The organism is Croceicoccus sp. YJ47 (assembly GCF_016745095.1).
Taxonomy (GTDB): domain Bacteria; phylum Pseudomonadota; class Alphaproteobacteria; order Sphingomonadales; family Sphingomonadaceae; genus Croceicoccus.
This window is the reverse complement of record NZ_CP067087.1, coordinates 688,485-708,196: the sequence shown is the minus strand read 5'-3', so window position 1 is coordinate 708,196 and position 19,712 is coordinate 688,485. Positions and strand designations below refer to the sequence as shown.

Genomic DNA, 19,712 nt, shown 5'->3' with positions numbered 1-19,712 from the left:
TTCAGTCCGCGAGCTGTCGCGGCAGCTTGAACGTGATGCGTTCCTCCGCCGTGGTGACGACGTCCTCTTCCACCTCGCGCAAGGCGTTGAGCCGGTCGATGACCTCGCGCACGAGCACTTCGGGCGCGCTCGCCCCGGCGGTAAGGCCGACGGTGCCCACTCCATCGAGCCAGGCCGGGTCGATATCGGCGCCGCGCTGAATCAGGCGGGCATCGGTGCCCATGCGTTCGGCGACCTCGGCAAGGCGGACCGAATTCGACGAATTGGTCGCGCCGATGACGAGCATCAGGTCCACCTTGGCCGCGATCGCCTTCACCGCCGCCTGCCGGTTGGAGGTGGCATAGCAGATATCCTCGGCCTTGGGCCCGACGATCTGCGGGAAACGGGCGCGCAATGCCTCCACGATGGCGTTGGTGTCGTCAACCGACAATGTCGTCTGCGTGAGGAAGGCCAGGGGCGCGTCGTCGTCGAAGGACAGCGACGCCACGTCCTCCACCGTTTCGACGAGAGTCATGCAGCCGTCGGGCACCTGCCCGAACGTGCCGATCACCTCGGGATGGCCGCGGTGGCCGATGAACAGGATGTGGCGCCCTGCCTCCACCTGCCGTTCGGCCTGCCGATGCACCTTGCTGACGAGGGGGCAGGTCGCGTCGAGATAGTCGAGGCCGCGATCCTCGGCATTGGCGGGCACGGCCTTGGGTACGCCATGCGCGGAAAAGACGACCGGCACGCCATCGGGCACCTCGTCCAGCTCCTCCACGAACACCGCGCCTTTTTCGCGCAGCGTGTCGACGACGAAGGCATTGTGGACGATCTCGTGGCGGACATAGACCGGCGCGCCATAGCGGGCGAGCGCGCGTTCGACGATTTCGATGGCGCGGTCCACCCCGGCGCAAAACCCGCGCGGCGCCGCGATGAGCACCTTGAGCGGGAGGCGGGTATCGGCGGTGCGCGCGGGCGCAAGGGTGCTGGGCTGGGTCATTATGCCCCTGCATAGCGCCGCGCGCCCCGTTTCGTAAAGCGAGCAGCGCGCGCGTTATTCTTCACCCTTGCAAAGCCGCGCCATGGACGCCCGCCGCGAAACGCCGCGCGCCCGTAAATCGGCGGTAAACGATTCCGCGCGCAGGAGCGATGCGCCGTCTCGATTGCCCTTGCCCCGCATGACCGTTAAGGGCGACGGGGAAACATCCGGCGCGGGCATCGGGGGCGTGTCGCTCCGCACGCGCGGGAACAGGCGTTCGCGCATGAACAGATAAGGGTTTTGCCGCATGAAATACCGTAACCGCATCGCCCGCATCGCCGCGACGCTGGGCACAGCCGCCCTTCTCGCGGGGTGCAGCACCGAGGGCGAGCTGGTCGTGGATCAGGGCGTGGGTGTGAATGCGGTCCGTTCGCGCTGTCCCGCCGTGGGCATTCCCGATTACACGGGCGACATCACCACGTTCCGCGATGCGCAGGCGATGACCGCGGCCTCGCTCGACGTGACGGCGGCGATGACGAACCTGCGCGTGACCTGCGACGACAGCGGCGCGCGGATCTATTCCGAGGTCGCCTTCGACGTGTATGCCCGGCGCAGCGACACCGCGCAGGCGCGACAGGTCACGCTCCCCTATTTCGTGACCGTCGTGCGCGGCGGGACCGCGGTGCTGACGAAGCGGGTCGGCGAGGTGACGATCGATTTCGCCGCCGGACAGGACCGGGCGCAGGCCAGCGCGCGGGCCGGTGCCTTCGTCGACGGCGCCGCCGCCACCCTTCCCGAGGATGTGCGCGACCGCATCACCCGGCGGCGCAAGGCCGGCGACGAGGATGCCGCACTCGATCCGCTCGCCGATCCGGAGGTGAAGGCTGCCGTCGCGCGTGCCACCTTCGAAATGCTGGTCGGGTTTCAGCTTACGCCGCAGCAGCTCGCCTATAACGCGACCCGGTAAAGCGGGCGCCGGGCTGGCGGTAACGCGATTTCGCGCATCACCGGCTTCCCCCCGCGCGGATAAGACGCTAACCGCGCGGGCATGACACCGAACGATACCCATACCGCCACGCTGCACGCCGTCATGTCCGATGCGGTGGATGCCGTGCTCGACCGATTGGTGGAGGCGGGCACGCTGCCGGCTGGCCTGTCCCGCGCGAATGTCGCGGTGGAACCCCCGCGCGATCCCTCCCACGGCGATCTGGCGACCAATGCGGCGATGGTTCTGGCCAAGCCGGCCAAGACCAATCCGCGCGCCCTTGCCGAGGGAATCGTCGCCGAGCTGACCGCGCATCCCGCCGTCGAGGAGGCCAGCATCGCCGGGCCGGGCTTCATCAACATGCGGCTTGGAAATGACGCCTGGCTCGACGAATTGCGGGCGATCGCGGCATTGGGCGACGATTACGGCCGGTCCGACATGGGCGCCGGACAGACGGTGAACATCGAATATGTCTCCGCCAATCCGACCGGGCCGATGCATATGGGCCATTGCCGGGGCGCGGTGGTCGGCGATGCGCTGGCCGCGCTGCTCGAATTTGCAGGCTTTGCCGTCATCCGCGAATATTACGTCAACGACGCGGGTGGACAGGTCGATGTCCTCGCGAAGAGCGTGCACCTGCGCTACCGCGAGGCGCTGGGCGAAAAGATCGGCGCCATTCCCGAGGGGCTGTATCCGGGCGATTACCTCGTCCCGGTGGGCGAGGCGCTTGCCCGCGAGCATGGGGATGCCTTCGTCGGCGCGGACGAATCGGAATGGCTGCCGCTGTTTCGGAAAGAGGCGGTCGCGGCCATGCTCACCATGATTCGCGAGGATCTGGCGCTGCTCGGCATTCATCACGACCTGTTTTCGTCCGAGGCCGAGTTGCAGGCCGCCGGAAAGCCCGAAGAAGCAGAGAAATTCCTGCGCGAAAGAGGTCTCGTCTACGACGGCGTATTGGAAGCGCCCAAGGGCAAGTTGCCCGACGATTGGGAGCCTGTCGAACTGCCGCTGTTCCGCTCCACCCAGTTCGGCGACGATCAGGACCGCCCGATCAAAAAGTCGAACGGCGCGTGGACCTATTTCGGTGCCGACCTCGCCTATCATTTTCAGAAGTCGGAAGGCGTCGACGCGCTGATCGACATATGGGGCGCGGACCATGCCGGCACGGTAAAGCGGATCAAGGCCGCGGTCGCCGCGCTGACCGGCGCGGAGGACGGCACGCCGAAACCTTTCGACGTGAAGCTGGTGCAGATGGTGCAGCTCCTGCGCAATGGCGAGCCGGTGAAAATGTCCAAGCGTTCGGGCAATTTCGTCACGCTCGCCGAAGTGGCGAAGGAAGTGGGCAAGGACGTGGTGCGCTTCACCATGCTCACCCGCAAGCCCGAGGCGCAGATGGATTTCGACTTTGCCAAGGTCGTCGAGGCATCCAAGGACAATCCGGTCTTCTACGTGCAATATGCCCATGCGCGCATCTGTTCGACGCTGCGCAAGGGGGCGGAGGCCGGCATGGCACCGTCGGATGCGCATCTCGACCTGCTGGGCGAGGAGGAGCAGGCGCTCATCAAGCAGGCTGCGCAGTTTCCCCGCATGGTGGAGGCAGCGGGCCGGGCGCGCGAACCGCACCGCATCGCGTTTTTCCTCGCCGAGCTGGCGGGATCGCTGCACGCCTACTGGAACCTCGGCAATGACCGGATGGACAAGCGGTTCATCGTCGCCGACAATGCCGACCTTACGGGCGCGCGGCTGTATCTTGCCGAACGCATCGCGCAGGTGATCCGCAACGGGCTCGCCATTCTGGGCGTCGAGGCGGCAGAGGAACTCTAAGCGACGGGGGCGGCCATGGCGGCGAAGGACCGGGCGGATGACGGGCGGCTGGCATTGGGTGAGCCGGACACGCATCTGCCGTGGCTGGAACCCGCCGGAGAGGACCGGGACGAGGGTGTGGACTGGCCCCGTGTGCGGACCTTCGCGGGGGTGCTGGCCGCGGTGCTTCTCGTGCTCGCGCTCGTCTTCTGGTTCGCGTCGGACCGCATGGCGACCCCGCCGCAAGCCGACGGTTCGATCATCGCGGCGCCCGATACGCCGTACAAGATCCGCCCCGACGATCCGGGCGGACTGCGCTTTCGCGGGACGGGCGACACCGCCTATCTCGTCGGCGAAGGGGTCGAGCAGCGCGGCACGCTGGCGCGCAGGGACGCGGCACCGGCCGAGGGCGACACATCGGCACCCGCCGGCGTCCCGGTGCAGATCGGCGCCTTTTCGAGCGAGGACGACGCGCAGGCAGGGTGGCAGCGCTTGATCGCGCGTTACGAACCGCTGCGCGCGCATGGCCACCGGGTCGTCGAAGGGCGGGCCGACATCGGCACCGTCTACAGGCTTCAGGCGCTGGCCCCTGCGCGCGGGCCGGCCCATGCGCTGTGCCGCGATCTGCGCCGCAACGGGATCGAGTGCCAGGTGAAATAGGGTGCGTGCGGTCCGGTTTTCCCCGGTGGCCGCATGTCCGACCTTGCGAAAGCGCGGCGATTGCGCGATTTCGGTCGGATGACGCCTGCAATCTTTGCCCTTTCCGGCCTCGCGCTCACCGATGACGAGCGCGATTTCCTGCGCGAGGCGGACCCCGCCGGCTATATTCTGTTCGGGCGCAATTGCGAAAGCCCGGCGCAGATGCGCGCCTTGACCGACGCGCTGCGCAGCCTGCACGGGCGCGACGATCTCTTCATCACCATCGATCAGGAAGGTGGACGCGTCGCGCGGATGAAGCCGCCGGTCTGGCCGGCCTATCCCGCGGGGGCCGTGTTCGACAGGCTTTACGACATTGCGCCGATGTCCGCGATGGAGGCGGCGCGCGCAAACGCGCTGGCCATCGGGCTAGACCTCGCCGAGGCGGGGGTTTCCTGCGATGCGCTCCCGCTTCTCGACGTCGGTACGCACGACACCCACGATGTCATTGGCGACCGCATGCTGGGCCGCGATCCGGCGCGCGTTGCCTCGCTTGGCCGCGCGGTGCTCGACGGATTGCTCGATGCCGGCGTGCAGGGCATCGTGAAGCACATTCCCGGCCACGGGCGCGCCACCGCCGACAGTCACAAGCAATTGCCCACCGTGACCGTGGACGATGGCGCGCTGGAACGCGATATTCATCCGTTTCGCGCGCTTCGCAACGCGGCGGTCGGCATGACGGCGCATATCGTGTTTACCGCATGGGACGCGGATCGCCCCGCGACGCAATCGCCGACCGTGATCGAGACTATAATCCGGCGGCGCATCGGTTTCGACGGGCTGCTGCTGTCCGACGATATTGATATGGAGGCGCTTTCGGGCAGCATCCCCGAACGATCCGCCGCCGCGATTGCCGCCGGGTGCGATGTCGTGCTCAATTGCTGGGCCCGGATGGACGACATGGCGGGCATTGCCGAAGCCTTGCCGCCGATGACCGAGCGGGCGCGCGAACGGCTGGCCGCGGCGATGGCGCCGACCCGCGTCGCGGCGCCGTTCGACCGCGCGGACGCGCGCGCCGCCGCGATCGCGAAACGCGATGCATTGCTGCGCGCGGCCGGCATGGCGGCGTGAACGACACCCCGTCCCCGGCGCCGCTGTTCAGCGAGGCGGGGTGGGACGCGCAGGCGCCCGCCGATGCGGAGGACGCCGCGCGGCTTTATATCGAGCTCGACAACTGGGAGGGACCGCTCGACCTGCTGCTCGATCTCGCGCGGCGGCAGAAGGTCGATCTGCGCACGATCTCGATCCTGGAACTGACCGATCAATATCTGGAATATATCGACACGGCGGGCGCGCTGAAACTCGAACTGGCGGCGGATTATCTCGTGATGGCGGCGTGGCTGGCCTATCTCAAATCCGCGCTGCTGCTGCCCAAGGCGGAGCAGGAGGATCCGAGTCCCGAGGAGCTGGCCCTGCGGCTCCAGTTGCGGTTGCAGCGGCTCGCGGCGATGCGGGAGGCGGCGGCGCGGCTCATGGCGCGCGACCGGCTGGGGCGCGATAATTTCCTGCGCGGCGCGCCCGAAGGGCTGCGCGTGATGAAGCGCAAGGCCTGGCAATGCGAATGGTTCGACATCGTCCACGCCTACGGGCAGGTGAAGGCCCGCACCGCGCCCGTCGTCCACATGGTGAAGGACCGCGCGGTCATGACACTGGAAAGCGCGCTGTCGCGGGTGTCGGCCATGCTGGGCGTGGCGATCGACTGGATGGAACTGCGCCAATTCCTGCCCCCGCATGCCGACCCGCAATTGCGCCGCTCCGCTTTGGCGAGCAGCTTTGCCGCCGCGCTCGAACTTGCAAAACAAGGCAAGGCCGACCTGCGTCAGGATACGGCGTTCGGCCCCCTCAGCCTGCGCAGCGCCGAACGGTAGCCGTGGCGCGGCCCGATCTCGTGCGCGGGGTGGAGGCGGTGCTGTTCGCCGCAACAGAACCGATGAGCGTGCAGGACATAGCCGAGCATCTGGGCGGCGAGGATGTCACGCCCGCGCTGCGCGAATTGGAGGCGCATTACGAAGGGCGCGGGATCGAGCTGGTCCGGCGCGGGCAGCACTGGCATTTTCAGACCGCCGCCGATCTCGCCTCGCTGCTGCGTCGCGAGCGCGAGGAGGTACGCCGCCTGTCGCGCGCGGCGACCGAATGCCTCGCCATCATCGCCTATCACGAACCGGTCAGCCGGGCGGAAATCAGATCGATCCGCGGCGTGCAGACGGCGAAGGGCACGCTCGATGTCTTGATGGAGGCGGGCTGGATCCGGGCGGCCGGGCGGCGCGAGGTGCCGGGCCGACCGGTGATCTACGCAACGACGCCCGCGTTCCTCACCCATTTCGGCCTCCAGAGCCGCCGCGACCTGCCGGGCCTCGCCGAATTGCGCGCCGCGGGCCTGCTCGACCCGGTGGAGGAGGCGATGGAGCGGGCGATGGGGGAACGCGCGATGGGGGAACGCGAAGCGGGCGACGGTGACGACGCCGGTGATGGGGGCAATATCGGGCGAACCGATCCGAATGCCCGCACGGCAGCACTGGATAATGACGGCGAAAGCGCCTAGATCACAGCCATGAAACCCGTTGTGGAGAATGCATCGTGAATGTCGGTCCCTGGCAATTGCTGATCGTCGCTGTCCTGATCCTCGTCCTGTTCGGGCGGGGACGCATATCCGAAATGATGGGTGATTTCGGCAAGGGCATCAAAAGCTTCAAGCAAGGCATGAACGAGGAAGAGCGCAAGGACGCCGCCCGGATCGAGCAGCGCAGCGAGGCCGCGCCCACCCCCGCGCCGCCGGTAACGCCGGCGCCGACCGCGACGCCCGCCCCCGCACCGGGCAGATCGGCGCCGGTTTCCGCACCCGCCGATCCGAACGCGTCCGAACCCAAGGCGTGATCCGGCGAGGCGACGGCTGATCAGCCCATGTTCGATATCGGTGCTTTTGAACTGCTGATCATCATCGGCGCGGCGGTGTTTGTCATCGGGCCGAAGGACATGCCGCTCGCCATGCGGACCGCGGGCCGCTGGATCGGGAAGCTGCGCAAGGTGACCGGCCATTTCCGCGCCGGGATCGATGCGATGGTCCGCGACGCGGAATTGTCCGACATGGAGGATGAGTGGAAGCGGCGGAATGCCGAGATCATGGCCCGCCACCCCGAAGCCGCGCGTGATCCGGGGTCCGAAACGCCGCCTCCTGCGCCCCTGGGCTTGAGCGGCACCGCCGCGGCGGACGACGACGCCGGCCCGCAGATGGAGCCGCTCAACCCGCCCGCGCCCCCGCCACCACCGGCAAGCACCGCATCGGATGATCCGAACGCGCGCGAAACGCGGGGCTGAACCCATGGTCTATCGCATTCCCGACATCGACGAGAGCGAGCAGCCGCTGCTCGACCATCTCATCGAATTGCGCAACCGGCTGATCCGGTGCCTGCTGGCGCTCGGCATCGCCTTTGCGATTTGCCTGCCCTTTGCCGACACGATCTTCGGCTGGCTCGTCCGCCCGTTGACGCAGGCGTTCCCGGCGGGCGAGGGGCGGCTCATCTATACGCAGCTTTACGAGGCGTTCTTCGTCGAATTGAAGGTGGCGTTGTTTGCGGCGTTCTGCCTGTCGTTCCCGATCATCGCGAATCAGCTCTGGGCCTTTGTCGCGCCGGGGCTTTACGCGCGGGAAAAGCGGGCGTTCCTGCCGTTCCTCTTCGCGACGCCGATCCTGTTCGCGGCGGGGGCGTCGCTTGCCTATTTCGTGGTGATGCCGACCGCGTTTCGCTGGTTCATCGGCTTTTCGGGCGAAACCGGCGGGATGCAGATGGAAGCATTGCCCGGCACCGGGGATTATCTGTCGCTGGTGATGCAGTTCATCCTGGCGTTCGGGATCTGTTTCCTGTTGCCGGTGTTGCTGCTCCTGCTGAACCGGGCGGGGCTGGTGACGCGGGCGCAGCTGGTGAAGGCGCGGCGCTATGTCATCGTCGGGATCGTGACGCTGGCGGCGATCGTAACGCCGCCCGACCCGGGCTCTCAGCTTGTGCTGGCCCTGCCGCTCTATCTCCTGTTCGAATGCTCGATGCTGATCATGCGGTGGAGCGAGCGCAAGCGCGTACGCGAGGCCGAAACCCCCGCCGCCGCCGAGGTGGAAAAGGAAGCCTGAACCGGACGGGCCGCGCCACGCGCGCAGGGATCACGCACGGGGGTCAGTCGCGATCGGCGGTATAGACCCGCTGTCCCGCGATCCATGTTTCCACGACCGTCATCGCGCGCAAACGTTCGGGCGAGACGGTCATCGGGTTGTCATTCAGCAGGATGAAATCGGCCCACTCGCCAGTGTCCAGCGTGCCGAAGCGCCCCTCGGCCCGCCCGGCCCACGCCGCCGTCGCGGTATAGGCGGCAAGCGCCTGCGCCGGCATGATCGTTTCGTCGGGATACCATCCGCCCGCCGGCTGCCCATCGGCATCGGTGCGCGACATCGCGACGGCGAGCCCGGCGAACACGTCCGGCGCTTCGACCGGGGCGTCCGAACCGAAGGCCACCGGCACGCCTGCCCGCTCCATCGAGGCCCAGGCATACGCACCGTCGAGCCGGTCCGGCCCCAGCCGCGCCTCCGCCATCAGCCGGTCCGAGGTCTGGTGCTGCGGCTGCATGCTTGCCACGGCGCCGAGCGCGGCAAAGCGCGGGATGTCGGCCGGCGCGACGATCTGCGCATGTTCGATGCGCCAGCGCCGTTCGCCGGTGTAGGTATCGTCAAGCTCCGCAATCGCGTCGAGCACCTCTGCATTGGCGGCATCGCCGATGGCGTGCACCGCGACCTGGAAATCGTCCATCGCAGCCCGGCTCATCAGGTTGCGCAATTGCGTGCCGGTGAGCAGCGGCAGACCCGTCTGCTTCGGCGCATCGGCATAGGGCTGGCTGAGCCATGCCCCGCGCGAGCCCAGCGCCCCGTCGAGGTAAAGCTTCACCCCGCCCATGTGCAGCCGGTCGCGGTACAGCCAGGGCGAGGGGCCAGGCCCGGCGATCGCTTCCATGTCCTCCACCCCGTGGGCATAGGACATGATCCGGATCCGCAGTTAGCCAAGATCGCCCGCCCGGCGATAGGTGTGCCAGTCCTGCATCGTGGTGCCCATGTCGGCAACGGCGGTGATCCCGCGCGCGATGAGCAGGTCCTGCGCATTTTGCAGCGCGCGGTCGCGATCCTCCGGCCGGATGGAGGGGCGGGCCTTGTCGATGAGCGCGCTCGCCCCGTCGACGAACACGCCGGCGGGCGCCTTGCCCCCGGCGATGCGTTCGATGCGTCCGCCATCGGGGTCGGGCGTGCCGGCATCGACGCCCGCGGCCCGCATCGCCGCCGTGTTCGCCCATCCGGCATGGCCGTCCACCCGTTCGAGCCACACGGGCCGGTCCGCGACCGCCGCGTCGAGGTCGGCCGCGGTGGGAAAGCGGCCAAGGCCCCAGCGTTCCTGATTCCAGCCGCGGCCGATGATCCATGCCCGGTCGGGATTGTCGGCGGCATAGGCGGCGATGCGCTGCTGCGCCTCGGCAAGGCTGTTCGTGTCCGACAGGTCGAGCGTGAGCGTCGCAAGCCCCAGCCCGGCGACATGCAGATGCGCATCGACGAAGGACGGCATCAGCACGCGGCCCTCGCCATCGAGGCGGTAATCCACCTCCCGCGGGAGCCGCTCGCCTTCGCGGTAAAGCCGCGCGACGCGCCCGTCATCGTCGATCAGCAGCGCGGCAAAGCGTTCGACGGTGCCGTCGCGTTCGAAACGCATGCCCGCCACATTGTCGACCAGCGTATCGGCATGGGCAGGAGTGCCCGCCACGGCCAGCATGGCGAGGGCGGAGAGCACGGAGCGGACGGGGGTAAAGACAGACTTCATGAACGACAGCCTTAAACGCCATTTGCACAGCGCGCCATATCCGATAGGGCCGACCCCCATGGCAGATCTTCAGAACGCATCGAAGGCCGGCGGCACGACCGCTGCCGACCAGGCCCCGTTTACCGCCGCGGATGTCCGCGCCGCCGCCGCCCGTATCAGCGGGCAGATCGTGCGCACGCCGACGATGCACAGCAAGACGCTCTCCGACATTACCGGCGCCAATATCTGGCTCAAGTTCGAGAATCAGCAGTTCACCGCCGCCTACAAGGAACGCGGCGCGCTTAATGCCTTGCTGCTCATGGAGGACGATGCCCGGTCGCGCGGCGTCATCGCCGCATCGGCGGGCAACCATGCACAGGGGTTGAGCTATCACGGCACGCGGCTCGGCGTGCCGGTCACGATCGTCATGCCGCGCACCACCCCCACGGTGAAGGTGATGCAGACCGAGGCCGTGGGCGGCAATGTCGTGCTCGAAGGGGAAACCTATGACGAGGCCTATGCCCATGCGCGGCAGCTCGAACAGGATATGGGGCTGACTTTCGTCCACCCGTTCGACGATCCGCGGGTGGCCGCGGGGCAGGGGACGGTCGCGCTCGAAATGCTGGAGGATGCGCCCGAGATCGACACGCTCTGCGTGCCCATCGGCGGCGGCGGGCTGATTTCCGGGATGTCCACCCTTGCGCGGGAGGTGAAGCCCGACATCGCCATCTACGGGGTGCAGGCGGCGCTCTACCCCTCCATGTATGCGAAGGTGAAGGGCAAGAGCATGGAATGCGGCGGCGACACGCTCGCCGAAGGGATCGCGGTGCGCGACCCGGGCAAGATGACGTCCAAGGTGGTCGCCCGCAATGTCGACGATATCGTGCTGGTCGACGAGCCGCAGCTCGAATCGGCGACTGCACTCTTGTTGCAGATCGAAAAGACGGTGGTTGAGGGCGCCGGTGCCGCCGGCCTCGCCGCGGTGCGCGCGAACCCTGAATTATTCCGCGGGCGCAATATCGGCATCGTGCTGTGCGGCGGAAATATCGACACCCGGCTGCTCGCCAATGTGTTGCTGCGCGATCTGGCGCGGTCGGGACGGCTGGCGCGGCTCCGCCTCACGCTGCAGGACCGGCCGGGCGCCTTGTTCAAGGTGATGCGCGCCTTCGATGCGCATAATGTGAACATCATCGAGATCTATCACCAGCGCATCTTCACCACCCTGCCTGCCAAGGGGCTGATCACCGATATCGAGTGCGAGGCCCGCGACCGCGCGCAGATCGACGCGCTCGTTTCGCAGCTTCAGGGCGAAGGCTATGTGGTGAGCGAGGTCGAACTCGCCTGAAACCAGCGGGGCGGCGCGTGTTTGCGCGGCCCCGTTCCACGTTTAATCCAACAAATTTCGACCTGTGCCATTGCGGGAGAGGTCGGTTTTGCTACGTTCAAACGTAGTTAATGGACTTTAACCTTCTGTGGGTCTTTGCCATCTACGCAGGTGCAGCATCGGCAATCGGCCATGGTGCATCGGTTTTGGAACGTCAAAGAGCGAAAGGGCCAGGTGATCGCATCATGACTGCGCCGGTAAAATTTCCCCGTTTCTTCGTGACCGCTCCGGCGCCGTGCCCCTATCTGCCGGATCGCCAGGAGCGCAAGGTCTTCACCGAGATCGACGGGCCGGATGCCGAAGCGTTGAACGATGCCCTTGGCCGGATCGGGTTCCGCCGCAGCCAGAACGTCGCCTATCGCCCCAATTGCGCGACCTGTTCGGCGTGCGTGTCGGTGCGCGTCGTGGCGAGCGAATTTCGCGCCTCCGGCACGCAGAAGCGCACGATGAAGGCCAATGGCGACCTGATCGCGACGGCGACCCGGCCCTGGTCCACGGTCGAGCAATATGATCTGTTGCAAAAATACCTGTCGGTGCGCCATCCCGATGGCGGCATGTCCGCCATGGACGAGATGGATTACGCCGACATGGTGGAACAGACGCCCGTGACCAGCTATGTCATCGAATATCGCGAGCCGGGCGAGGATGGGACGCCGGGCCGTCTGGTCGGGGCCTGCCTGACCGACCGTCAGGACGATGGCCTGTCCATGATCTATTCATTCTACGACCCGCACCATCCCACGCGGACCGGACTTGGCAATTATATCATTCTCGATCATATCCGGCGCGCAGGCCAATCCGACCTTCCCTATGTCTATCTGGGCTATTGGATCGAGGGTTCGCCGCGCATGCAATACAAGGTCCGCTATCGGCCCCTCGAACGGCTGGGCCGGCAGGGGTGGGAACGTTTCGATGCCGATCGTCAGAGCGCTCTCATTGCCGAGGCTTCGGCGCCCCGACGCGGCGGTGACGGCACCCATGGCGGCAACAAGGACGGCATGCCCGGCGGCCAGCGGCAATACGCGGCGGCCAAGAGCTGAATCCCGTCGTGTCGCCCTGCTGGGCGGGGCGGCGATGCTGTGGGCGTCGGCGCTCTGGGCGCCGTCCGGCGCACGGGCGCAGGAATCCGATCCGGAGCTGGAAGCGCTGATCCCCGATGGCGCGGTCGCCGATGCCGAGGGGTGGGCCACGGGTGCCGATGCCGAAAGCGCGGTAGACGACGTCGTCGACACCCCGATCGACGAGAGCGGCTATACGCTCGCATGGCCGGATGACGAACGGCTGGCGGTCGAGATCGAACCGGTCGCGCCCGATCCCGCGCTTGCCGAATTGCTGGACCCGTCCGGCCCGGAGATCGCCGCCGACCTGCGCAGCGCCGACATGGAAAGCGATTTTGCCGGGCGGGAAAGCGATCTGGTGCGGACGGCCCTGTCCGACCGGATCACGCTCGCTTTTCCCGAAACCTTTGCGCGGTTCGGACAGTTCGACAATTTTACGACGCGGTTTCTGGCCCTGTCGACGCTGGAAACGCTCGCCGACGATGACGATACGCTGGCGCAGGTGGTCAATCGTGCGCGCGCGGATCAGGATGTGCTGGCGCGGCTGCTCACCGTGTACGGATTTTACGATGCCGATATCCGGCGCGAGCTTGCCGGACGGGGCGGAGCGGAGGCTGTTGGGACAGACGGGGCCGATGCGCCTTCGCCGGCGGGGGAAGGGTCCGATGCGCGGTTCCGCTTCGTGCTGGAGCCGGGGCCGCGTTACCGGCTGATGGCGATCGATCTCGGCGCGCTCGACGCGACCGGCGCGGATAGCGCGATGCTGCGTCGCAGCTTTGCGGTGGAGGCGGGCGACCCCATCGATCTCGACGCGATCACCTTCGAGCGGATCGACCTTCAATATGCGCTGACGCAAAATGGCTATCCCTTTGCCGAGGTGGCCGAGCCGCAGCTGACCATCGACCACGCGGTGGATGGCGGAACGCTGTCGATGCCGGTGGCGCCGGGCGGCAAATACCGGTTCGGCACGGTGACGAGCACGGATCCCGATTTCCTCTCGGGCCGGCATCTGGCGCAAATCGCCCGGTTCAAGGCCGGGGAAACCTACCGCGGCAGCGATGTGGAGGATCTGCGGGAGGCGATCCTGCAAACAGGGCTCGCCTCCACCTTGACCGTGCGTCCGCGCGCCGTCGTTCCGCCCGCGGATGGCGAGCCGGGAGTGGCCGACATCGATGTCGATATCACGCCCGCCCCGCTTCGCACGATTGCCGGGGCCATCGGTTACGGCACCGGGCAGGGATTCCGGCTCGCGGCGAGTTGGGAACATCGCAATTTCTTCCCACCCGAAGGCATGCTGCGCCTGCGCGGCATCGCGGGCACGCAGGAACAGCTCATCGGCGCGACGGTCCGCCGCAACAATTTCACCGGGCGCGACCGCGTTCTCACGCTCGACCTGTTTGCCAACACGATCGATCGCGACGCGTACGAGGCCCGCACGATTTCGGCCATCGCCCGTTACGAACGGCTTTCGACGCTGATCTTTCAGAAACGCTTCGTCTGGGCCGCCGGGCTCGAACTCGTCGCGTCGCAGGAACGCGAAGGCGCGCTCGACGGCAATCTCGGCCCGCGCGAAACCTATTTCGTCGCGGCGGCACCGGGGCGGATCGGTTTCGATGAAAGCGACGACCTGCTCGACCCGCGGCGCGGATGGCGTGCATCGCTGCTGCTCTCCCCGGAATTCAGCCGCAACAATTCGACAGGATCGCAAGGGTTCTATGCCCGGGCGATCCTCGACGGGAGTTTTTACCAGCCTCTCACCGACCGCATCGTCGGGGCGGGGCGGGTGCGTTTCGGCACGATCACGGGGCTGGGGCTGTCCGACATCGCGCCCTCGCGCCGGCTTTACGCGGGCGGCGGCGGATCGGTTCGCGGCTATGGCTATCAGCAGATCGGACCGAAGGATACGATCGGCGATCCGACGGGCGGCCGTTCGCTGACCGAATTCGCGCTGGAGGCACGGGTGCGCACCGGCTTGTTCGACGGCGCGCTTTCCGTCGTGCCGTTCATCGATGCGGGCGCGGTCGATACCACCACCACGCCGCGCTTGTCGGACCTGCAATTCGGCGCGGGCGTCGGCATACGGTATCACACGAATTTCGGGCCGCTGCGCGTCGATCTCGCCACGCCGATCAATCCGCGCCCGGGCGACGGCCCGGTGGCGGTCTATGTCTCGCTGGGTCAGGCGTTTTGACCGACGCGCCCGATTTTGGCGCGACCGGGGAGGCGCCGCCCGAGAAGCCCCGCCGGAACTGGGGCCGGTACTGGCGCATCCGGATCACGGCGGGCGTCGCCTTGCTGTTCGTGGCGCTGGCGGTGTTTTTCGCCGTGATCGACAGCCCCATCGGCCATCGCTTCATCGCCGAATCGCTGTCCCGCTATGCGCCGGCATCCGGGCTTCGCATCGAGGTCTGCAGGATCGAGGGGTCGGTCCTCGACGAGGCGGTCCTGCACGATGTGCGCTTTTCCGACACGGAAGGCGTGTTCGCCCGCGTGCCGGAGGTGGAGCTGGCCTGGAAACCGTTCGCCTGGTTCACGAGCGGGCTGGACGTGCGGCGTCTGGTCTTCCGGCGGGGCGAGTTGATGCGGATGCCCGCGCTCAACCCCGGCGACCCGGATGCGCCGATCCTGCCGAATTTCGACATTCGCATCGACAGGCTGGAATTCGATGCCTTGACCGTCGGCCCGCAGATTGCGGGGGAGGCGCGGCGCGTCAACCTGCTCGGCCGGGCGCGGATCGCGGACGGGCGCGCGAAGGTCGCCATCGACAGCGCGCTGGGCGGTGCGGACCGGCTGGCCGCGCGGCTGGACATGGCGCCGGCGGACAATCGCTTCGACCTCGAAATCGACTATCGCGCGCCGGCGGGCGGCGTGCTGGCCGGCATGGTCGGCGCGCGGGAGGATCTGCGCGCGGTGGTGACGGGCGATGGCGACTGGCGGCGCTGGGACGGGCGCCTGCTTGTCCGGCGCGGGGGGGATACATTCGCGGCCTTCCGCCTGTCGAACCGGGCGGGGCGATATGGCGCGCTGGGGCGGATCTATCCGGGCGACCTGCTCACCGGCCTGCCCGCGCGCGCTGCGGGGGAGGGCGTGTCGCTGCGCGCCGAAGGAACCTTGCGCAACAGCGTCGTCGATGGCGCCGCCCGGTTCAAGGGGCGCGGCCTTGCCGGCGATGTCCGCGGGGCGGTCGACCTTGCCGGGAACCGTTTCGACGATTTGGTCGCGCGGCTGCGTTTGCGCGATCCGGCGCTGCTCGGCGGCGATCTTCGCCTGCGCGGGATGACGGCGCGGCTCGCCTTTGACGGGGCGTTTCGCGGATCGGCGGTCGGGTACGAGGCCGCGGCGGATCGCGTGACGCTGGGCGCGTTGCGGCTGTCGCGGGTGCGGGCGCGGGGTACGGGCGTGCTGGAGAACGGGCGCCTGACCGTGCCGGTGCGGCTGATGGCGGGGGGGATTGCAACAGGGGTCGCCCCGCTCGACCGGCAGCTTCGCGGTGCGGTGCTGACAGGGACGCTGGTGCATTCCGACGGTCAGCTTATGGCCGATGCGCTGCGCCTCGCCGGGCCGGGGATCGAAGCGCGGCTGGCGCTGCGCGGGGATCTGCGGCGGGGGTTGTACGCGCTGTCGGGACCGGTCGCCGCCGCCGGCGTTCCGCTTGCCAATCTGGGCACGGTGAACATGCGCGGCGACATCGCGGCCACGCTTGGCGGTCCGCGCAAATGGACGCTGAATGCCACGCTCGACGGGCGGATGGCGCGGATCACGAATGCCGCGCTGCGCAATATCGCGGGGCCGCCGATCGCCTTTTCGGGCCGGGTGGAGCTTGCCGCCGGTGCGCCGATCCTCATCCGCACGGCCCGCATCGACGCACGCGATGTCGATCTTTCGCTCACCGGGAGGCGCGCGCTCGATGGAACGGTCACAGTGTCCGGCACGGGCCGGCACATCCGTTTCGGCGCGTTCGAGATCGAGAGCAGCATCGTCGGTAACGGGCCGAGCGCGGTGCTCGTCTTTGCCGATCCCTATCCCGCGGCGGGCCTGCGCGACGTGCGCGTGGCCGTGAACCCGAGCGAGGACGGCTTCCGGATCGAGACGGAGGGGCAATCGCTCCTCGGCCGGTTCGACGGGGTGCTCGACCTGCTCGCTATGCGCGGTGGCGGAACGGCGATCGGTGTGCAGCGCCTCACCATCAGCGATACCGACGTCACCGGCCAATTGCGCCTGTTGCCGGGCGGCGTCGCCGGCGAGCTTGCGCTGTCGGGGGGCGGGGTTTCGGGAACGGTCGGCCTGTCCCCGGACGCCGCGGGGCAGGGGATCGATGCCGCGCTGCGGCTGCGCAATGCGCGGTTCGCCGGCGCCGTCCCGATGCAGGTGCGCACCGCTAATATCCGGATCGACGGAACCCTGGGCGATGATGCGACGCTCGATGCCGCCATCAATGCGCAGGGGATCTCGCGCGGGGACATCTTCATCGGACGGCTCGCGGCGGAAGGGCGCCTGCGCGACGGGGCGGGCGATTTCCGGGCGCGTATCGCCGGGCGGCGCGGCAGCCGCTTTGTCCTGCGCGTGGCGGGCGATGTCTCGCGCGAAAGGATCGCCGTCGGCGCGCGGGGGCGCTATGCCGGGCGGGACATTTCCATGCCGCGCCGCGCCGTATTGCTGCGGCGTGACGGGGCGGGCGGGACGCAATGGGAATTGCAGCGCAGCCAGATCGATTTTGCCGGCGGACGCCTTCAGGTCGAGGGACAGCTGGGCGAGGTGAACGCCATCACGCTGAAACTCGCGGACATGCCGATGTCGGTCGGCGACCTTCTGGTGAGCGATCTCGGGTTGGGCGGGACCGCGTCGGGCGTCGTCACCTATCGCGACATGCCGGGAGAGGCGCCGACGGGACGGGCGCGGTTGCTGTTCGACGACCTGACGCGGTCCGGGCTGGTGCTGACCTCGCGGCCGGTCGATCTGGCGGTGGTGGCCGAATTGTCGGTAGGCCGGTTCGAGACGCGCGCGGTCATCCGCGAAAACGGCAACCGCAGCGGGCGGCTGCAGGCGCGGATCGACGACCTTCCGGCCAGCGGCGCGGTGATCGACCGGCTGCGGGCCGGACGGCTTACGGGACAGGCGCGCTATCGCGGGCCGGCCGATGCGATCTGGCGCCTGGTCGCGGTGGAACTGTTCGACCTTACCGGCGAGGTCCGCATCGCCGCCAACATGCGCGGTACGCTCGACGATCCGCAATTGCGCGGCACCATCCGCAGCGACGATCTGCGCATGCAGAGCGCGCTTACCGGCACCGACATCGACGGCCTGGCCCTGCGCGGCAATTTCGATGGCTCCGTCCTGCGGATCGGGCGGTTTTCGGGGCGCGCGGGCAATGGCGGCACGGTTGCGGGTAGCGGCACGATCGACCTGTCCGATATTGCGGAGCGCGGTGTCGGCATGGATATTCGCATCGCGGCACAGCAGGCGCAGCTGCTTCGTCGTGACGAAATCGGCGCCGTGGTGACCGGCCCGATGCGTATCGTGGCGCGCGACAATCGCGGTACGATCGCCGGGCGCCTGCGCGTGGAAAGCGGGCGCTGGCAATTGGGGCGCGCATCGGCGGCGCAAAGCCTGCCGAGCGTTGCGACGCGCGAAATCAACCTTCCCGCGGATCAGCAGGCCGCACGGTCGCGCATGGGGCCGTGGCGCTATCTCATCGACGTGCGCGCCGATGATCGTTTCGCAGTGACCGGCCTCGGCCTCGACAGCGAGTGGGAGGCCGATGTCCGCATTCGCGGCACCACCGCGGCGCCGCGCCTTTATGGTGAGGCGGAACTCGTCCGCGGCGGGTATCAGTTTTCGGGACAGCGTTTCGAACTCGAACGCGGGCGGATCCAGTTCACCGGCGAAAATCCGCCCGATCCGCAATTGAACGTGCTCGCCGTCGCGGATGTGGAGGATATCGACGCGCGCATCGCGATCAGCGGCTCGGCGCTCGCGCCGCAGATCGCCTTCTCCTCCGTCCCGGCCCTGCCGGAGGAAGAAGTGCTCTCCCGCCTGCTGTTCGGCGATTCCATTGCCAATATCTCCGCGGCGGAAGCGTTGCAGCTCGGTTCCGCCGTGGCAGCCTTGCAGGGCGGGGGGAGCGGGCTCGACCCGATCAACCGCCTGCGCAGCGCGATCGGCCTCGACCGGCTGCGCATCGTCGGCGCGGATGAGGCGCTGGGCCGGGGCACCAGCGTCGCGGCGGGCGAATATCTCGGGCGCAATCTTTATGTCGAGCTGATTACCGACGGGCGCGGCTATAGCGCGAGCGCACTCGAATACCGGGTCACAGGCTGGCTCTCGCTGCTCGCGAGCGTGTCGTCCATCGGGTATAATTCGGTCGGGGCCGAGGTCAGCCGGGATTACTGACGCAGGTCGCGGGTGCGGAGCGTCGCCCCGCACCCGGCGCCGCTGCTACGGCGTTTTCAGCATGGCATCGACCGGAATGGCGACCCCATTGCTGGCGACGATCGCGTCCCCTGTGATGAGAGCGGTGCCGCCATCCTCGTCAGTGACGCGGATCGCATCGCCTTCGCGTGCGAAGGTCAGCATGGTCCCGCCCATGTTCTGCATCTCCACGCTGCCGTCGTTTTCGAGCGCGCGGGCAATATCGGGCACGGTGAACGCGCCGGGCAGGACATGTTCGCGCAGTACGGCGGCGAGCACGGCATCCGCACTCTCGCCTTCCTGAGGGGATAGCGCGGCCTCGTCGAAGGCGGCGTCGGTGGGCGCGAGAATCGTGTAGCTCGCCGTACCGTCGAAGATGGTGGCCATCGCGGTTTCGTTGAGCGAACCGCTCAACCGTGAAAGCCCGTCCGCATCGGCGAGCGCCGCGGCCAGCGATTCGTTGCGGGCATCCGCCGCCCCGCCCGCGGCGCCCCCGGCTTCGTCCGATCCGCATGCGGCCAGCGGTGCGACGAGCAGCAGGGCGGCGGAAAGATTGCGCAGGATCTGGTTCATCGGTTTTCCTTCCCTGCGC

Annotated in this window: 15 protein-coding genes and 1 pseudogene; 13 read left to right on the top strand and 3 right to left on the bottom strand. The window is 68.0% G+C overall.

Going from position 1 to position 19,712, the window contains the following annotated elements:
- Position 1: 1 nt before the first annotated feature.
- Complete coding sequence (gene ispH, locus JD971_RS03390) at positions 2 to 982, bottom strand: 4-hydroxy-3-methylbut-2-enyl diphosphate reductase (RefSeq protein WP_202085936.1); 981 nt, start codon at positions 980 to 982, stop codon at positions 2 to 4.
- Between the two features lie 286 nt (positions 983 to 1,268).
- Between ispH and JD971_RS03385 the strand changes: the two genes are divergently transcribed.
- The 9 genes from JD971_RS03385 to tatC all read left to right on the top strand — a co-directional run bounded on the left by JD971_RS03385 (position 1,269) and on the right by tatC (position 8,568).
- Positions 1,269 to 1,928, top strand: a complete 660-nt coding sequence (locus JD971_RS03385) for a hypothetical protein (protein WP_202085934.1) — start codon at positions 1,269 to 1,271, stop codon at positions 1,926 to 1,928.
- Positions 1,929 to 2,009: 81 nt separating this feature from the next.
- On the top strand, positions 2,010 to 3,770 hold the full coding sequence (gene argS, locus JD971_RS03380) for an arginine--tRNA ligase (RefSeq protein ID WP_202085932.1): 1,761 nt from the start codon (positions 2,010 to 2,012) through the stop codon (positions 3,768 to 3,770).
- A gap of 15 nt (positions 3,771 to 3,785) precedes the next feature.
- The gene (locus JD971_RS03375; RefSeq protein ID WP_202085929.1) at positions 3,786 to 4,409 is read left to right on the top strand and encodes an SPOR domain-containing protein; all 624 of its coding nucleotides are present in this window, start codon (positions 3,786 to 3,788) and stop codon (positions 4,407 to 4,409) included.
- A 78-nt stretch (positions 4,410 to 4,487) separates the two neighbouring features.
- On the top strand, positions 4,488 to 5,516 hold the full coding sequence (gene nagZ, locus JD971_RS03370) for a beta-N-acetylhexosaminidase (protein WP_202085927.1): 1,029 nt from the start codon (positions 4,488 to 4,490) through the stop codon (positions 5,514 to 5,516).
- Positions 5,513 to 6,313, top strand: a complete 801-nt coding sequence (locus JD971_RS03365; protein WP_202085925.1) for a ScpA family protein — start codon at positions 5,513 to 5,515, stop codon at positions 6,311 to 6,313. The genes nagZ and JD971_RS03365 overlap by 4 nt, the downstream gene beginning before the upstream one ends.
- 2 nt (positions 6,314 to 6,315) lie before the next feature.
- Positions 6,316 to 6,987, top strand: a complete 672-nt coding sequence (gene scpB, locus JD971_RS03360) for an SMC-Scp complex subunit ScpB (RefSeq protein WP_202085923.1) — start codon at positions 6,316 to 6,318, stop codon at positions 6,985 to 6,987.
- 35 nt (positions 6,988 to 7,022) lie between these two features.
- On the top strand, positions 7,023 to 7,319 hold the full coding sequence (gene tatA / locus JD971_RS03355; RefSeq protein WP_371809707.1) for a twin-arginine translocase TatA/TatE family subunit: 297 nt from the start codon (positions 7,023 to 7,025) through the stop codon (positions 7,317 to 7,319).
- Positions 7,320 to 7,346: 27 nt separating this feature from the next.
- Complete coding sequence (locus tag JD971_RS16460; RefSeq protein ID WP_236672245.1) at positions 7,347 to 7,760, top strand: twin-arginine translocase subunit TatB; 414 nt, start codon at positions 7,347 to 7,349, stop codon at positions 7,758 to 7,760.
- Between the two features lie 4 nt (positions 7,761 to 7,764).
- The gene (tatC, locus tag JD971_RS03345) at positions 7,765 to 8,568 is read left to right on the top strand and encodes a twin-arginine translocase subunit TatC (RefSeq protein ID WP_202085920.1); all 804 of its coding nucleotides are present in this window, start codon (positions 7,765 to 7,767) and stop codon (positions 8,566 to 8,568) included.
- A 43-nt stretch (positions 8,569 to 8,611) separates the two neighbouring features.
- Here tatC and JD971_RS03340 read toward each other — a convergent pair.
- Positions 8,612 to 10,291, bottom strand: a pseudogene (locus JD971_RS03340) (amidohydrolase).
- A 58-nt stretch (positions 10,292 to 10,349) separates the two neighbouring features.
- Between JD971_RS03340 and JD971_RS03335 the strand changes: the two are divergent.
- From JD971_RS03335 to JD971_RS03320, 4 genes are all read left to right on the top strand, one after another.
- Positions 10,350 to 11,615 (top strand): threonine ammonia-lyase, encoded by a 1,266-nt coding sequence (locus tag JD971_RS03335; RefSeq protein ID WP_202085918.1) that lies wholly within the window; start codon positions 10,350 to 10,352, stop codon positions 11,613 to 11,615.
- 224 nt (positions 11,616 to 11,839) lie between these two features.
- Entirely contained in the window at positions 11,840 to 12,694 is an 855-nt protein-coding gene (locus tag JD971_RS03330) for an arginyltransferase (protein ID WP_202085916.1), read from the top strand.
- Positions 12,633 to 14,903, top strand: coding sequence for an autotransporter assembly complex family protein (locus JD971_RS03325; protein WP_236672244.1), 2,271 nt, complete (start codon positions 12,633 to 12,635; stop codon positions 14,901 to 14,903). The genes JD971_RS03330 and JD971_RS03325 overlap by 62 nt, the downstream gene beginning before the upstream one ends.
- The gene (locus JD971_RS03320) at positions 14,900 to 19,102 is read left to right on the top strand and encodes a translocation/assembly module TamB domain-containing protein (protein WP_202085914.1); all 4,203 of its coding nucleotides are present in this window, start codon (positions 14,900 to 14,902) and stop codon (positions 19,100 to 19,102) included. The genes JD971_RS03325 and JD971_RS03320 overlap by 4 nt, the downstream gene beginning before the upstream one ends.
- Positions 19,103 to 19,147: 45 nt before the next feature.
- Here JD971_RS03320 and JD971_RS03315 read toward each other — a convergent pair whose 3' ends face one another.
- A complete protein-coding gene (locus JD971_RS03315) occupies positions 19,148 to 19,693 on the bottom strand; it encodes a fasciclin domain-containing protein (RefSeq protein ID WP_202085912.1) in 546 nt (181 codons plus the stop codon).
- Positions 19,694 to 19,712: the final 19 nt, after the last annotated feature.

Excerpts from the sequence above, each read along its gene's own strand:
- ispH (WP_202085936.1), bottom strand. The coding sequence starts at position 982 with ATGACCCAGCCCAGCACCCTTGCGCCCGCGCGCACCGCCGATACCCGC.
- JD971_RS03385 (WP_202085934.1), top strand. The coding sequence starts at position 1,269 with ATGAAATACCGTAACCGCATCGCCCGCATCGCCGCGACGCTGGGCACA.
- argS (WP_202085932.1), top strand. The coding sequence starts at position 2,010 with ATGACACCGAACGATACCCATACCGCCACGCTGCACGCCGTCATGTCC.
- JD971_RS03375 (WP_202085929.1), top strand. The coding sequence starts at position 3,786 with ATGGCGGCGAAGGACCGGGCGGATGACGGGCGGCTGGCATTGGGTGAG.
- nagZ (WP_202085927.1), top strand. The coding sequence starts at position 4,488 with ATGACGCCTGCAATCTTTGCCCTTTCCGGCCTCGCGCTCACCGATGAC.
- JD971_RS16460 (WP_236672245.1), top strand. The coding sequence starts at position 7,347 with ATGTTCGATATCGGTGCTTTTGAACTGCTGATCATCATCGGCGCGGCG.
- tatC (WP_202085920.1), top strand. The coding sequence starts at position 7,765 with ATGGTCTATCGCATTCCCGACATCGACGAGAGCGAGCAGCCGCTGCTC.
- JD971_RS03335 (WP_202085918.1), top strand. The coding sequence starts at position 10,350 with ATGGCAGATCTTCAGAACGCATCGAAGGCCGGCGGCACGACCGCTGCC.
- JD971_RS03330 (WP_202085916.1), top strand. The coding sequence starts at position 11,840 with ATGACTGCGCCGGTAAAATTTCCCCGTTTCTTCGTGACCGCTCCGGCG.
- JD971_RS03325 (WP_236672244.1), top strand. The coding sequence starts at position 12,633 with ATGGCGGCAACAAGGACGGCATGCCCGGCGGCCAGCGGCAATACGCGG.
- JD971_RS03315 (WP_202085912.1), bottom strand. The coding sequence starts at position 19,693 with ATGAACCAGATCCTGCGCAATCTTTCCGCCGCCCTGCTGCTCGTCGCA.